General features: G+C 45.1%; 14 protein-coding genes. 4 read left to right on the forward strand and 10 right to left on the reverse strand.

Annotation, left to right across the window (positions count from 1 at the left end; translation table 11 throughout):
* The first annotated feature begins 25 nt into the window (after positions 1-25).
* Entirely contained in the window at positions 26-1147 is a 1122-nt protein-coding gene (gene msrB / locus JQC93_RS05650; protein WP_205157505.1) for a peptide-methionine (R)-S-oxide reductase MsrB, read from the forward strand.
* 120 nt (positions 1148-1267) lie between these two features.
* On the opposite strand, the gene JQC93_RS05655 is transcribed toward msrB, so the two are convergent.
* The 8 genes from JQC93_RS05655 to JQC93_RS05690 form a co-directional block, all read right to left on the reverse strand.
* A complete protein-coding gene (locus JQC93_RS05655) occupies positions 1268-1741 on the reverse strand; it encodes a DUF2947 domain-containing protein (RefSeq protein ID WP_205157506.1) in 474 nt (157 codons plus the stop codon).
* Positions 1742-1758: 17 nt separating this feature from the next.
* Complete coding sequence (locus JQC93_RS05660; RefSeq protein WP_205157507.1) at positions 1759-2349, reverse strand: HD domain-containing protein; 591 nt, start codon at positions 2347-2349, stop codon at positions 1759-1761.
* Entirely contained in the window at positions 2349-2912 is a 564-nt protein-coding gene (gene rimJ / locus JQC93_RS05665; protein ID WP_205157508.1) for a ribosomal protein S5-alanine N-acetyltransferase, read from the reverse strand. Before rimJ ends, JQC93_RS05660 begins: the two co-directional genes overlap by 1 nt.
* Complete coding sequence (gene tyrR / locus JQC93_RS05670) at positions 2902-4452, reverse strand: transcriptional regulator TyrR (RefSeq protein WP_205157509.1); 1551 nt, start codon at positions 4450-4452, stop codon at positions 2902-2904. The genes rimJ and tyrR overlap by 11 nt, the downstream gene beginning before the upstream one ends.
* A gap of 74 nt (positions 4453-4526) precedes the next feature.
* Complete coding sequence (locus tag JQC93_RS05675) at positions 4527-5600, reverse strand: YcjF family protein (RefSeq protein WP_205157510.1); 1074 nt, start codon at positions 5598-5600, stop codon at positions 4527-4529.
* Positions 5594-6973 carry a YcjX family GTP-binding protein gene (locus JQC93_RS05680; protein ID WP_205157511.1) on the reverse strand — a complete coding sequence of 460 codons (1380 nt, stop codon included), beginning with the start codon at positions 6971-6973 and terminating at the stop codon, positions 5594-5596. Before JQC93_RS05680 ends, JQC93_RS05675 begins: the two co-directional genes overlap by 7 nt.
* An 84-nt stretch (positions 6974-7057) precedes the next feature.
* Positions 7058-7243 (reverse strand): hypothetical protein, encoded by a 186-nt coding sequence (locus tag JQC93_RS05685; RefSeq protein ID WP_205157512.1) that lies wholly within the window; start codon positions 7241-7243, stop codon positions 7058-7060.
* A gap of 89 nt (positions 7244-7332) precedes the next feature.
* Positions 7333-8844 (reverse strand): fumarate hydratase, encoded by a 1512-nt coding sequence (locus JQC93_RS05690; RefSeq protein ID WP_205157513.1) that lies wholly within the window; start codon positions 8842-8844, stop codon positions 7333-7335.
* A 129-nt stretch (positions 8845-8973) separates the two neighbouring features.
* On the opposite strand from JQC93_RS05690, the gene pabB reads away from it, so the two are divergent.
* Positions 8974-10365, forward strand: a complete 1392-nt coding sequence (pabB, locus tag JQC93_RS05695; RefSeq protein ID WP_408068589.1) for an aminodeoxychorismate synthase component I — start codon at positions 8974-8976, stop codon at positions 10363-10365.
* A 234-nt stretch (positions 10366-10599) separates the two neighbouring features.
* Here pabB and sugE read toward each other — a convergent pair whose 3' ends face one another.
* Both sugE and JQC93_RS05705 read right to left on the reverse strand, forming a co-directional pair.
* Positions 10600-10917 carry a quaternary ammonium compound efflux SMR transporter SugE gene (gene sugE, locus JQC93_RS05700; RefSeq protein ID WP_205157515.1) on the reverse strand — a complete coding sequence of 106 codons (318 nt, stop codon included), beginning with the start codon at positions 10915-10917 and terminating at the stop codon, positions 10600-10602.
* An 80-nt stretch (positions 10918-10997) separates the two neighbouring features.
* Positions 10998-11744, reverse strand: coding sequence for a phosphatase (locus JQC93_RS05705; RefSeq protein ID WP_205157516.1), 747 nt, complete (start codon positions 11742-11744; stop codon positions 10998-11000).
* Positions 11745-12039: 295 nt separating this feature from the next.
* Here JQC93_RS05705 and recQ point away from each other — a divergent pair, with 295 nt between their 5' ends.
* Both recQ and JQC93_RS05715 read left to right on the forward strand, forming a co-directional pair.
* Positions 12040-14166 (forward strand): DNA helicase RecQ, encoded by a 2127-nt coding sequence (recQ, locus tag JQC93_RS05710; RefSeq protein WP_328833340.1) that lies wholly within the window; start codon positions 12040-12042, stop codon positions 14164-14166.
* A 97-nt stretch (positions 14167-14263) separates the two neighbouring features.
* The gene (locus JQC93_RS05715) at positions 14264-14854 is read left to right on the forward strand and encodes a CoA pyrophosphatase (protein WP_205157518.1); all 591 of its coding nucleotides are present in this window, start codon (positions 14264-14266) and stop codon (positions 14852-14854) included.
* The last annotated feature ends 94 nt before the right edge of the window (positions 14855-14948 follow it).

The following is a 14948-nucleotide window of genomic DNA, read 5'->3' on the forward strand; positions in this document are numbered from 1 at the left end:
GCTACCCAAAAAACAGGGAACAGATATGAAGTTGTTAAAATCATCGTGGCTCATTGCCCTACTAGTATTTGCCGCATTTGGCTCGGTTTTGTCCGTTGCCAAGACAGCTATCGAGGTACCTGAAGATACAGAATTGGCCACTCTTGCGGGTGGGTGCTTTTGGTGTACCGAATCAGACTTAGAAAAGTTGGACGGCGTGTATGATGTCGTTTCTGGTTATGCCGGTGGCGAGAAACCGAATCCAACGTATAAGGAAGTTGCTTCAGGAAAAAGCGGCCATATTGAAGTCATACAAGTAAGCTACGACCCTTCGGTTGTTTCTTATCTAGAAATTGTCGACCAATTATTTAGACACATGGATCCCACCGACAATCTAGGCTCGTTTGTGGATCGTGGCCCACAATATCGCCCTGCTGTGTTTTATCACAATGAGCAACAGAAAGCGCAAGTTGAACAGTTTATTACTCAAGTTGATGCCTTAGGCGTGTATCAAAAACCGCTAAAAGTGGATGTATTACCTCTGGAGGAGTTTTACGTCGCTGAGGATTACCATCAAGACTATTACAAAACCAATCCAATTCGATACAAATACTATCGCCATGCTTCTGGTCGTGACCAATACCTAGACAAAATATTTGGTAAAGATCGTGAAGAAAACCCAGTAACCTTACTAAGTCTTATAGAAGGTCAAGCAGCAACGGACGCAATTGCGTATGCCCGTCCTAGTGATGAAGAAATTAAACAAAAGTTGTCGAAACTGCAATGGGTTGTGACTCAAGAAGAAGGCACCGAGCGTCCTTTTGACAACGAGTTTTGGGATAATAAAGTTGACGGTATCTATGTCGATATTGTATCGGGCGAACCGCTATTCTCGTCAACCGACAAGTACAAATCAGGAACAGGATGGCCAAGCTTTACCAAGCCTATTGATTCGCATTATGTAACTGAGCACGAAGACACAAAACTCTTTTACACCCGCGTTGAACTACGAAGCAAATATGCAGACTCGCACCTAGGCCATGTGTTTACCGATGGGCCTGCGCCTACAGGTTTACGTTACTGTATTAATTCGGCCTCTCTAGAGTTTATCCCCAAAGAACAACTGGCTTCTCGTGGCTTTGAACGCTACCTTCCGATGTTTGAGTGAAGTTAGTCGATGCCTTAATGGGTTTTGAGCATCAACATTGAGCTCAAACGAGAAAAGCGCCATAAGGCGCTTTTTTTATTGCTTAAACTTAGCTGCAATCACACTCTTAACAACGAAGTGTTAAGGGCGTGTACCTAGTTTCACTTTACCATTATCTTGAAACCATGCTGCTTGCTTACGGCGACGAGCAATCAAGATAGGACCATCATCGTAAAACAGAAAGTTTTTCCAATGGCGTTTAAACGTTTTCCAGTTTGTCTCAATGACATTGTATTTTTCATAGCAAAAGTAGACCGTAACGTCGTCCTGCCAATCTAAGTGCGCCAACAACTCTTCGGGCATAGAGTCATCATCTGAATCCCACGACTTCATCCACTCTTCTTCACGGCTCCAGTTTTCAAGATTTGATGGCCAATCTTGGCGATTTAGACGCTCCATATCTGGGCTTTCTCGAGAGATGTTTTCTTTCCAAAACTGCGCCGCCTGCGCTTGCGAAAACGGTTTGATAAACGTTTGTGCTTCTTCACTCAGTGGCATAGAAGCGTGAGTGAAAATCCACTTTCTTTTATAGTCGTCAATCGATTGATATTTCATAGTAAATGCTTGTATTTTTATTCCGGTTTTAGCCAGCCGTTTTCGACAGACGTTTCAATGATGTTTAGCGCTTTCGTCCATAATGCGCGTGAGCCCTTCTCGATGCGGCCATTGATTGCGATGACTTGAGAACGACTGATGCCATGTTCTACCCAACTCTGCCCACTATTATTAAAGTTCATCAATAAAGGGATAAAACGATCCATGGCTTTGGCAAACCGTGCTTCCGCCGACTGCGCTTGCTCAAACTCATCCCAAATTGCACGTAGTTCTGCACGTTGTTCGGGCTCTAAGTAGCCAAATAGGCGATCGGCCGCCTCTAACTCTTTTTGCTGCTGGGATTGCGATGCAACTGCGTCATAAACAAAGGTATCGCCAGCATCTATTTCAACGATATCGTGCAGCAGAAGCATTTTGATCACTGTATTAATGTTAACAGGTTCATCCGCATGCTCTTCACATAACAGAGCCATAGTAGCGACATGCCAACTGTGTTCTGCGGTATTTTCTAGACGCCCTTGAGCGGATTTTACTTTTGTACGTCTGAGCACGGACTTTAGTTTATCGAGTTCGAAAACCAACGCCAATTGTTTATCTAATCTATCCACTACTGTGCTTTCCATTGTTGGTTGATAAGTGACGTCAAGACATGGTCTTGCCACTGTCCATCAATAAGTAAATACTGTTTTGCTAGGCCTTCTTTTTCAAATCCAAGCGACTCTAAAACGTTGGCGCTGCGAACATTGCGAGGAATGTATGCGGCCATAATTCGATGTAGTCCTTTTTCAGCAAACATCCATTGACAGGCCGCTTTCAACGCTCGCCTCATAATGCCACGCCCCTGTGCACTGCGTGCTAACGAATACCCCACATTACAGGCGTGAAATGGAAACTGGGTGAGATTCGAAAATGAAATAGTCCCTAACATGACTCCATCGCTATCAACGATGACACAGTAAAACGCAAGATCATGTTGATGTAACTCATTCAGCTTAATAAGTTTTTGTCGCCAGCCTTGCAGCGTATAGAACGCTTCTTCTCGCTTAGGGTCCCACGGTTTTAGGTGCTCTCTATTTTGCAAGAAATAGTCACTGATCCTGCCGGCATCTTCTGGGGCGGCTAATCGGAGTATAAAGTCAGACTCCTGATGAATACAGTCATTAGTCTTCATGCTTATTGATCTCATAATCTCGTAATTTATTGGCTATTGAGGTGTGTGAAACCCCTAAACGCTTGGCCAGTTTCCGGCTGCTTGGAAACGACAGATACAAGGTTTGAATGATTTGTGCCTCATAGGCCTTCATAATCGATTCTAACGAACCTTCAAGGTTCAGTTTTGCGCCTTGCTGAGACAACGCGTGTGGCTTCAAGTCGAAGGCACTTGCATCCAATAATTGCCCTTCACTCAACGAGAGAGCTCGTAGCGTGGCATTTTCTAACTCGCGAATATTGCCTGGCCATTGATAGTCCGCCAGTGCGGCTTTCCCGTCATCAGTGAGTTGGGCTTTTTCAACGCCTAAATCTCGGCTATGTTTCGCTATAAAATGCTCAAGCAGGGGTTCAACATCGTTTAGACGTTCGCGAAGAGGCGGAATGGTGAGGTTTAACACATTGAGCCTAAAATAGAGATCTTCTCTAAAGGCGTGATTATCCACCATACCGGCTAAGTTTTTCGCCGTCGACGCTATAACCCGTACATCTACGTGTACCTCTTCTTCCTCGCCGACTCGTCGAAAAGTACCATCTTGTAGAAACCGCACCAATTTCATTTGTAGGTGTGGGCTCATCTCGCCAATCTCGTCCAAAAAGACGGTGCCGCCATCGGCAAGTTCAAAAATACCTTTATGACCTTCGCTTTGGTTAAATTGGCCCGCAGCGTGCCCAAACAGTTCTGTTTCTGCTACATCATCGGGCATCGAAGCACAACTTAATATCAGGAACGGATGCGCTGACCTTAAGGTAGAGTCGTGGCACGCTCGAGCCAACACTTCTTTGCCGGTTCCTGTTTCGCCTTGAATGAGTAACGGTTGATTTAGTGGGGCCAGTTTTTTAGCTTGTGAGATCATCACTTTATGTTTGCTTGAGCGCCCTACAAGGTGCTCGAATACACGAGCTTGCCTGCTTGGTTCGTTAATCACCGGTTGCGCCGCAATCATGCTCTTGCTGCGAATAGAAACCAACGTACTGGCATGCATCGTTTCGGTTTCATTCTCTTTAATGTATATAGGGATAGCGTCTAAATCGTAGTCAAGGCCGTCTATGATGACAGTGAAGCTTTGCTCCGTTGCGCCTGCATCAAGCCATTTGCTGTAACTGAATCCGGACAATCGATTTGATAATACCGACCCAGGTAAACAGCCATCTCGCTCGCCAAACAGTTGCAATGCCGCCTTGTTGGCTTTATCGACTTCGCCTTTGGTGTTTAACGATAGGATTGGCTGAGGCATATTGTTTAGCAGAGAGAACAGCTCATGGTTCTCACGCTCACTTGGCATAAATTGGATGGTTCTAACGTCTGTCACACCTTGAATTAGGCGAATTTGAACCATGAGTTCACGAAACAACTCGAAGTCTGTTTCAGTGCAGTTAAGATAAATTTTTCCGCGTACATCAATTTCGATACCTCGAAGATCGATGTGACGCGCGACCAACAATTCGAGCAGCTCTTGAGTTAGCCCTAAACGATCGAGGCACAACACTTCCAATTTCATGGGGTTACAACACTAGGTGTCAACAATACTTGACACCTAGTGTGAGGTATCCGCTTTTCGCGGTCAAGAATTACCTATTTAAAGGTGAGTGTTTTAAGAGATTTCAGCAGATTTGCTCGCATATCCATCAATGTAAAACGTTGCGATTCTTTCCACGAGACGGGGCGCAGTAAATCAACGGTTCTGATCCCCAATCGAGCGACTAACAGCCCTACCCCTACACCTTGGGCTAACCGTGTAGAGACTCGCGCTGTCATGTCCATCGAGAGTATATCGACGCCAGCGTCAATGGCCACTTCGGTTGCACCTGCGGCGGCCATAGTGACAAATACCTGTCTGAGCAAAGATACTCTTGACCAATACCCAAGCTCTACACCGTACAGTCTGGATAATTCATTGATCATTTTCATAGCGCGCCACGCGACAATGCCAATATCGGCAAGCGCAAATGGACTTGCCGCTACTAAGATGGCGCATTGACTCGAATATTGGCTAACAATTGACTTTGCTTGAATGTCTTTACTCGCCAAAACTAAATTGTCGTACAGTGTAAACAGATGTTCTGCACTGTGGCTTTCGTTTTTGGCGTCTAGCCATTGTTGAAATTGAGGCTGCTCAACGCTTTTTTGTTTGTGTAAACTCTCAATAAACGCTTCGGCTTGTTTACGCTGATCGGCTTCGATGATCGCATCGACTTTGTCATTCATCGAAATCTGTTTTTTAAGTCTGCGTAGCTTAAACCACTCCCTACCAATCGCGCTTGCCCCCGCAAGAGCTACCGCACTGCCAAAGGCTGCCCATCCCAGTCCCAACCAATCCTGCGACACTGCTGCAGTATACCAACTGTTTAACAGTTGCCACGAACATAGGCCGCCAAAGCTAATCAGTCCGAGCTTAGTCCAACGACTTACTTTTTTGGGCTTTAACGCAGTCTCTAAGGGTGATTCGACCTCTTCTTCTGGCAATGCCACCGGGGTAAATGTCTGCTGCTGCTCAAACAGTTTTGCCGCACTTAATGTTTCTGTATTGATCTCATCGGTTCGCGCTTCTTCGAACACCTTCTTTGGTTTATACGAACTCGACTCATGATTAGGCTTCATATCGGCATTGTGCGAGTCATTGGATTCAGACGATGTCGGTTTTACCACAGTTTATCTCCTAATAAATATTCTAACGCTGCGTCAATTCTTATATGTCCAAGCGGTTCAAGTTTAGAGTACTGCTTAGGTGCAAATGGAGAGAACTCAAAACCCGCTTTTGCCCAATAATCAGCATGAGGCAAGTTATCTGGGACTTCACCTGGATACACGGTGACGGCATTGTAGGCCATATCTCGACCTCGCAGCGCTGGAGATTTGCCGTTTGAGTCGGTAACCAATCCATACTCTGTGGCTTGAATAGAGCTTACAGACATCGTTTTTAGCTCGACGTGCTCAAAAGAGGCGTATTGCCAGACAGGGGCAATCAATGTCTGCAATAACTTATCGACATTCTTTTGCTGCTCTGGCGTGACGTGGTCAATTTTGGTGGTGGCAAACAGTAGTTTGTCGGTTTTGGGCGAAAACAAACGATTTATGAGTGAATGCTTGCCAAACTTGAAACTTTTAATGATCTGCTCGAGGGCAAATTGCATATCTACGAAAGCGTGTTTACCTTGATTGAGCGAACCTAATAGATCCACCAGCACTATTTGGCGGTTAAACTGTGCAAAATAGTGTTTGAAAAACGGTTTAACGATTTCTTTTTTATACTCTTCAAACCGCTGTTCAAGAACGTATCGAGCCGACTTTTTAACCGTCTTGTTTGAAAATGCGCTTTTAGGCAGCGGGAAGAAATCTAATATTGGCGCCCCTGCATACTCACCCGGCAATACAAAGCGCCCAGGCTGGACATAGTGGTAGCCATGATCCTTACATTGATGTAAGTAATCTCGAAAAGTGTTGGCCGTTTCGTTAAACACCTGGTCATCACAGGGCAAATCGGGATCCAAATTGGCTACCTCGTGTATCCAGTCATTGGCTAGGGCTTGTTTGGTGTCATCGAGCCGTTGATACTGACTGTCGCTCCATTGCTCAAAGCTAAGTTCAAGTAGCGGCAAATCCAACAACCATTCTCCTGGATAGTCAACAATATCCACGTATAAGGTGGCTGTACTTCCCATTAATTTCTTGGTGCGCTTTTTGGGAGTGTAACGTAAGGCGAGTTTAATCGCCCCAACATCGGTTGTCGGTTTGGGCCAAATGGGTGGCTCTAAACTTAATGATTCGATGGCGGCGTTATAGCCAAAAGTTGGCGTAAGAATGTTGGACTGTGTTACCTGCCTTGCTCCAAGCAAGCGACCTTGAGATTGTGCCGTGAGTAAAGGCATCGCTTTGTGCGTGGAGCTGTATAACAATTGATTAGTAACAGACGTGATGAAAGCGGTTTTACCGGCGCGTGATAGTCCGGTGACACCCAATGAAATATGAGCGTCGACACCGCGTTGAAGTAACTGGTTAATTTCGTTTGATATTCGCTTCATACAGCCCTCTAGTTTTACTCAGAGTAAGCAAATAGTATTCAAAGATCTAGCCATTTACCCAACGCGATATCATTCTGCTGGATGTTAATCTTCTTCAATCAGTTTGTAGATGACAAAAAGAGCCAACTCAAGCAGAAGTGTCAGGACAACCGTGATAGTCACATACTTTTCGTGGAAAATAGCGATCCCACCGAGTATCAGGTCATAGGCAATCACACCGCCAACCAAAATAGCGATGAGGATTTGTAAAGCTTGTACAAACTTTGGCATGGTTTCTCCAGATTAGTTTTTTCTTTACTTTAGGAAATAGCTCGTTGAAATGATAGGAAAAAGCGCAGAAAACTGCGCTTTTCTTATTTTTAGTCCATCTCTGCGATTTTTACTTTCCAAGTATCAGGACCAATCTGGTGTGCGTTCGCACCGTTTGAATCCACAGCGACCGTAACTGGCATATCTTCTACTTCGAATTCGTAAATAGCTTCCATACCGAGGTCCTCAAACGCCACAACTTTCGCTTTTTTGATCGCCTTAGACACCAAATAAGCCGCGCCACCCACAGCCATTAAGTAAGCCGCTTTGTGTTCTTTTATGGAAGCAACCGTCTCAGATCCACGCTCAGCTTTACCGATCATACCGAGGACGCCCGTTTCTGTGAGCATCATATCGGTAAACTTGTCCATACGAGTCGAGGTTGTCGGGCCAGCAGGACCTACTACTTCGTCCCCTACGGCGTCAACAGGTCCAACGTAGTAGATGAACTTACCCTTGAAATCGACACCCTCAGGTAGCCCTTCTCCACTTTGCAGCATAGATTGAATACGTTTATGAGCAGCATCTCTTCCGGTTAAGATTTTTCCTGATAACAATAATGTCTCACCCGTTTTCCAGCTTTGGACATCATCAGCCGTAATATTATCAAGATTCACTCTACGCGTGTTTTCGCCCGCTTCCCAAGTGATCTCAGGCCAATCTTCCAGTTTTGGCGTAGGCAATTCGGCTGCACCGCTACCATCTAATGTGAAATGCACATGGCGCGTCGCAGCACAGTTAGGGATCATGCACACAGGTTTGGATGCGGCATGGGTTGGTGCGGTTTTGATTTTTACATCAACGATTGTAGTTAAGCCACCTAAGCCTTGTGCACCAATGCCTAGTTTGTTGACTCGATTGAAAATATCAAGTCGAAGCTCTTCTTCAGCATTCTCTGGGCCATTATCGATAAGCTGCTGAATATCAATATGTTCCATGAGTGACTCTTTGGCCAATACCGCGGCTTTTTCCGCCGTGCCGCCAATGCCTATACCTAGCATACCTGGTGGGCACCAACCTGCTCCCATTGTAGGCAATGTTTTCTCAACCCATTCTGCTATGTCATCTGATGGGTTTAGCATGACCATTTTGGTTTTGTTTTCAGAGCCGCCACCTTTAGCCGCAATCTGCACTTCAACTTTATCACCAGGCACCATATTAATATGTACTACTGCTGGCGTATTATCTTTAGTATTGATCCGTTTGCCCGCCGGATCTTTTAGAACCGATGCACGCAACGGGTTATCGGGGTCGGTATAAGCTCGACGTACACCTTCGTCCACCATTTGTTGAACGGTGAGATCGCTGTTCCATTGCACTTGCATACCAATATTCACAAAGCAGGTAACAATGCCAGTATCCTGACAAATTGGTCGACGACCTTCAGCGGACATTCGCGAGTTTATTAAAATTTGCGCGATGGCGTCTTTGGCCGCTTGGCTTTGTTCCTTTTCGTACGCTTGTTCCAGCGCCTGGACAAAATCAAGTGGGTGGTAATAGGAAATATATTGCAGAGCATCAGCAACGCTGCTGATCAGATCTTCTTTATTTATGACCGTCATAGCGATTCTCTTTTATCGTTCTAGGCTTCCAGTGAACAAAACTTGTCCTTTCAGAACCTGTTGAGCTTCAACAAGTTCAATTTATGATACTCTTGGCAGCCAAAACTGGCTATTTAGGGATTTATGTCTTTGTCACAAATTACGCAATTATTTTCTCGTTTTAGTTTCGATAGTGCGAAATTTCAAAAACTTAGTCTCGATTATCACCCCTTGTTGGCCCAAGAGCTGTTTTCTAAAGTTCACCACAAGCCCTGGTCAATGCTGCTCTCGTCGGCGGGCGCTGTTCACCCAGATAGCCGCTATGATATTGTGGTTTTTGATCCCATTGCATCAGTGTCCAGCCAAGGGACAGTAAACGTTATCGGTAGCTCAGACAGCTCAATCACAATTAAGGCCGCGCCATTTAAGGTGCTGCGCGAGATTGAACGCTGCTTACCAAACTGGGCAGAACTCGAGCCTAGTTTGCCATTTTGCGGCGGCATTTTAGGCTTATGGGGGTATGAACTGGGCAAAACGATAGAGCATGTCGCTGTGAGCACTATAAATGATATCTCTGTGCCGGATATGGCCGTTGGCGTGTTCACATGGGCTATCGTTATTGACCATAAAACAAAAACGGCATCAGCAGTGGGTTTAGACGCGAAGGCGCGTTACGCTCAACTCAAAGCGTCAACTCAGCCAGACCCCACGCCTTTTTCTTTAGTCAGTTCTTGGCAATCAAATATGGACAAAACGAGCTATATCGAGCGCTTCAACAAAGTAAAACAGTACATCTACGCGGGTGATTGCTATCAGATCAATTTGGCGCAGCGATTCCAAGCAACCTATCAAGGTTGTGAATGGCGCGCCTTTCAAAAACTGGAAGACAGCAATAAAGGTCCCTTTTCTGCCTTTTTGCGTTTAGAAGACTCGGCAGTTATCAGCGTATCACCAGAGCGATTTATTCGCTTAGATGGCGATGATATGCAAACCAAACCGATAAAAGGGACGCGGCCACGAGGCGATACTCCTACCCAAGATAAAAACAATGCGGTTGCACTCGCAAACGCTGAGAAAGACCAAGCAGAAAATCTAATGATCGTTGATTTATTGAGAAATGACTTTGGGCGAGTGGCCACTCCAGGCTCAGTACATGTCCCCATACTCTTCGATGTTGAGTCATTTCCAGCGGTTCATCATCTGGTCAGTACCGTTGAGGCAAAACTTGCTCCAAATAAGAGTGCCAGTGAACTGCTTGAAGCGTGCTTTCCCGGCGGCTCAATAACTGGGGCTCCAAAGGTACGCGCAATGCAAATCATTGAAGAGCTTGAACCACATACTAGAAATGCGTATTGCGGAAGTATTGGCTATATCAGCAACAATAATAAAATGGACACTAATATTGCAATTCGAACACTAGTAGCGCAAAACCAAACATTGTATGCATGGGCAGGAGGAGGTTTAGTTGTGGATAGTCAGGCCGATGCCGAATATCAAGAGACCTTAGACAAGCTGGCGAAGATCTTACCTACTTTAGACTAAACAAGCCTTCTTTGATTAAGAACTTTTATACCAAACGAAGTCATTAACTGGTCAGAAAATTGAGCTGGACACACCAATGAAAGCAAGGCAAAGATTTTGTAGATAGTGGTTTTACCTACAAAATCTTGAACGCCGTTATCAGTGACTTCAACGTGTAAGAATAATCAGGTAATGGCTTTTGCTGGTCCTAGAGCGCACTAGCACTCTAAAAGTTCATATCGTGTGGTGAGCCATTTAACTGTGAGCCAATTTTAGTCCAATAATTCCGGCAAAAATCAAACCAAGACTTACCAATTTAATAACATCGGTAGATTCATCAAACAGAACAATCCCAAACAGCGCGGTCCCAATTGCACCTATCCCTACCCATATAGCGTAGGCAGTACCAACAGGAAGGGTTTTCATTGAAACGCCGAGCAATACTATACTAAATAGTAAACAGCATACTGTCGCAATAGACGGCCCTAGTTTGGTGAAGCCTTGTGAATATTTGAGACCTATGGCCCACCCAATCTCTAATAAACCTGCGACGACTAAAATTATCCAATTCATAAATTTCTCTATGGATTGGGGTCGTCCCCATCAAAAAATTGAGCGGTAAGGTCGTCCTTACTTCTATTAGTGATCTCTTTTTAATACAGTGAGTCGAACTCGGCAATACGTGGTTTGCCCCGCAGTGTCAGAAAGTGCAAAAACTGCTGAGTCGACGAGGTAATAACCCTTTCTTCGCGCACATTATATTTCTCTAACAAAGCAACCGCGAGTTGCAGTTGGCCTATTTGATCGTAAAAATGAGCGTCTGACCCGGTAGTAAATAGAACCCCAACTTTAGCGCCCACTTCGACAATTCGGTCGCAACGCTCTTCACTGCCTTTGCGACTGTTGCCGATCAGCGACGTATTATTAATTTCTATCGCCACATCATTGTGTTTGGCGCAGGACAACACTCGCTCAATATCAAATGGGTAATTAGGGTTGCCCAGGTGACCCAACGCATCTATTCGACCACTCTCAATGGCCGAAATCAGGGCCTTGGTATGGCTTGCCTCATCACTTGGATGAAAAATAGGCTCATGGAAACTGCCAATCACCCAATCTAAAAGAGGGTCTGATGACAACGGAAGGTCAATCTCTCCGTCTTCGTTACAAATATTGGCTTCTACTCCACGGATAATACCGACACCTTCCAAGAATCGAGGTAATATTTTTTGGTTATTGAAGTACCAATAGTGAGGAGCACCTGGCATTTTGGGCGCATGGTCTGTTGTACATAATAGCGACAGACCATGACGTGAGGCTGCTGAGGCATTTTCAGTCAAAGTGCTATAGGCGTGGCCTGAAGCAACGGTATGGGTATGAGTATCGACGACAATGTTCATTGATTTCTCTTTGAATTCTACTACTAGATTACGACCGAGTTGGCATCACTGTGTTGACTGTAAGCACAGACAAGCACTTAAGGAGCCACTATATCGGATTTCGTGTCCATTGACTAAGCATCCTCATGTTTAGATGGGTTACAAAATAATTATAAGTACTAAATTCGGTTGGATTGAACGATATCCTGACAGCTTGACTAGCGTTTTGTATTCAGTTCGCTACTATCTCTTTTCATCTAATTCAAGTGTATTGCCACTGCGTGTCGATACCCCAAATGAGTACAAGAGAATCGGCGTGGCACAATCCCCCTTAAACATATTGCAATCGGTATTTGGTTATTCTGACTTTAGACATCAACAGCAAGACATTGTTGAGCAACTCATCGATGGCAATCATGTTCTAACAATCATGCCAACCGGTGGTGGCAAGTCATTATGTTATCAAATACCCGCTCTCGCCAGACAGGGAGTTGGCATTGTTGTATCCCCGTTGATTGCTTTGATGAAAGACCAGGTCGATGCTCTGCATCAATTAGGCATTAAAGCTGCGTTTCTAAACTCTACACAAGATCAGTACGAGCAGATTCAAGTGGAGCAATGGGTGCTCAACAATGAAATACAGCTACTCTATGTTGCACCCGAGCGGTTATTAATGGAGCGAACTTTACAGTTGTTGGAACAAACATCGATTTCTTTGTTTGCCATAGATGAAGCGCACTGTGTGAGTCAGTGGGGCCATGACTTTCGTCCTGAGTACCAAAAGTTATCGATACTTCAACATCGCTTCCCATCCATACCGAGGATTGCTCTGACTGCGACAGCAGACTCAAAAACGCAGCACGAAATCGCCACGCAGCTTGGTCTTGTCGACGCGAAGCACTATGTTCATAGTTTCGACAGGCCCAACATTCGATACCATGTTAACGAACCAAACAACGCTAAAGCCGATCTTTGGTCGTTTATCAACGACTCTCACGCTAACGATGCCGGTGTTATCTATTGTTTGTCACGAAAAAAAGTCGAAGAAACTGCGCAGTGGTTGAACGAGAAAGGCCGCACCGCACTGCCCTACCATGCAGGCTTATCTAATCAAGTGCGAGAAACAAATCAGCAACGATTTTTACGAGAAGATGGCGTGATCATTGTGGCGACAATCGCGTTTGGGATGGGTATTGATAAACCGGATGTGCGGTTTGTTGCGCATTTAAGTTTACCCAAAAGCATCGAGTCGTATTACCAAGAAACCGGACGCGCTGGACGAGATGGCGAGCCAGCAAACGCATGGATGGCCTACGGCATGCAAGACATGGTGTTGCAAAGACAAATGTTGGAAAACTCAGATGGCCCGCGCGAGTATAAGCAAGTTCAATCTCAAAAGCTCAATGCGCTATTGGGCTATTGTGAGTTGATCGACTGTCGTCGCCAAACACTGTTGCGATACTTTGGACAGCAGAGCGAACCATGCGGTAACTGTGATAACTGTTTGTCCCCGCCAAGTACATGGGATGGAACTGAAGCAGCGCAAAAAGCATTATCTGCAGTCTATCGATGCGGCCAGCGCTTTTCTGTCACCTACATCATAAACGTGCTACTGGGTAAAAAGGAACAACGAATAGAGCGCTTTGGGCATGACAGATTATCGACGTTTGGTATTGGCACAGATCTAAGTGCAAACCAATGGAAAGGGGTTTTTCGTCAACTTATCGCAATGGATTATTTAACCGTTGAAGGTGAATTCAATAACTTAAAACTCACATCGAGTTGCCGAGAAATCCTACGTGGCGAAAAACGTGTGCAACTTAGGCAATTAAGAAAAAGCAAAAGTGCCTCTCGTGCCACCCAATCTGCGGCTAGCGACGCACTTGATGCAGCAGACTTAGAGCAATTTGAAAAACTCAAGTCCGTAAGAGCTCAGCTCGCTAATGAACAAGGCGTGCCAGCATACGTAATCTGTCATGACAAAAGCTTACGTGAAGCCGCTAGGTCTCGCCCACTAACTAAAGAATCATTATCTAGCGTGTCGGGCTTTGGCGAGAACAAAGTCGCAAAATATGGTGACGCAATTATCGCGGTCATTGAAGCACGCCAATATGAAGCTAGACAGCTAAATGCAACGGAACAACAAAGCTGCACACTGTTTAAACAAGGGAGTAGCATTGACACAATCGCCTCGCAACGCTCGCTATCAAGTGCAACCATCTATGGACATTTAGTGAGCGGCGTTGAAGTCGGTCAACTCGAGCTTCATCAGCTGATGGATATTAATGAATCAGATCTTGCTGTGCTATCTTCAAAAGCCCAACAGTTAAATTCAATCAGTGATAGGAAACTCAAACCGCTGTTCGACGCTTTGGGAGAATCATGGAGTTACGATCAACTCAAAGCCATACTTGCCCATCTAACGTGGCAAAACAGACCCTAGTAATGAACCAATAGGTCGATTATTCTGTATTTAAAATAAGTGAATCGGCGCGATAACTTTAAAACGCCTATTATCGTTAACTTCTGAATAGATGATTATGACTAAAGACGAATTTTTGTTGCGCTTTCAAAGCCTTTCACCCACACAGTATCAGCACCATCGGCCACTTTCTAAGGTGCACTCTTCACCGAGACCACTGCGTGACGCCGCGGTACTGATTGGATTGGTCGAGCGAGAGCAACAGCTCCAGCTGGTGTTAACTCGTCGAGCAGACCATCTAAAACATCACCCAGGACAAGTGAGTTTTCCTGGCGGTAAAGTAGAAAAACACGATCTCGACGTAGCGGAAACAGCTTTGCGAGAAACCCATGAAGAGTTGGGTATTCCGCCACACAAGATCAAAGTTATTGGCGCACTTCCGTCACTCAATACAGTGTCTAGTTTTTCCGTTGTACCCGTCGTTGCTTTTATCGATGCAAGCTATCAACCGATCATCGACGAGAACGAAGTGGCAGAACTGTTTGAGGTTCCAGCATCATTCATACTCAGTCCAGACGCCCTAAGCAGTTACAGTGTCACTCATAAAGGCGTGTCTCATACTATTTATGGCGCTTTGTTTGAACAACAATTTATTTGGGGTGTAACCGCACAAATATTGCACGCCTTACAGAGGCAACTTTCGATTTGATCGTGTTTGTCTTTTGTTTAAAGTCTGGTTTTTGATGCCATAACCAACAGATAAGGTACAAGTCCTAAAAAACCGCTATTTTTTACTGTATTGC

It is taken from the genome of Vibrio ulleungensis (genome assembly GCF_016900875.1).
In the GTDB taxonomy this organism is placed as follows: domain Bacteria; phylum Pseudomonadota; class Gammaproteobacteria; order Enterobacterales; family Vibrionaceae; genus Vibrio; species Vibrio ulleungensis.

What these genes read in the sequence shown, in the direction of transcription:
- JQC93_RS05680 (WP_205157511.1), bottom strand. Translation starts at nt 6,973, where the DNA reads ATGAAGCGAATATCAAACGAAATTAACCAGTTACTTCAACGCGGTGTC.
- JQC93_RS05705 (WP_205157516.1), bottom strand. Translation starts at nt 11,744, where the DNA reads ATGAACATTGTCGTCGATACTCATACCCATACCGTTGCTTCAGGCCAC.
- tyrR (WP_205157509.1), bottom strand. Translation starts at nt 4,452, where the DNA reads ATGAAATTGGAAGTGTTGTGCCTCGATCGTTTAGGGCTAACTCAAGAG.
- msrB (WP_205157505.1), top strand. Translation starts at nt 26, where the DNA reads ATGAAGTTGTTAAAATCATCGTGGCTCATTGCCCTACTAGTATTTGCC.
- JQC93_RS05715 (WP_205157518.1), top strand. Translation starts at nt 14,264, where the DNA reads ATGACTAAAGACGAATTTTTGTTGCGCTTTCAAAGCCTTTCACCCACA.
- JQC93_RS05685 (WP_205157512.1), bottom strand. Translation starts at nt 7,243, where the DNA reads ATGCCAAAGTTTGTACAAGCTTTACAAATCCTCATCGCTATTTTGGTT.
- sugE (WP_205157515.1), bottom strand. Translation starts at nt 10,917, where the DNA reads ATGAATTGGATAATTTTAGTCGTCGCAGGTTTATTAGAGATTGGGTGG.
- JQC93_RS05690 (WP_205157513.1), bottom strand. Translation starts at nt 8,844, where the DNA reads ATGACGGTCATAAATAAAGAAGATCTGATCAGCAGCGTTGCTGATGCT.
- rimJ (WP_205157508.1), bottom strand. Translation starts at nt 2,912, where the DNA reads ATGAAGACTAATGACTGTATTCATCAGGAGTCTGACTTTATACTCCGA.
- JQC93_RS05655 (WP_205157506.1), bottom strand. Translation starts at nt 1,741, where the DNA reads ATGAAATATCAATCGATTGACGACTATAAAAGAAAGTGGATTTTCACT.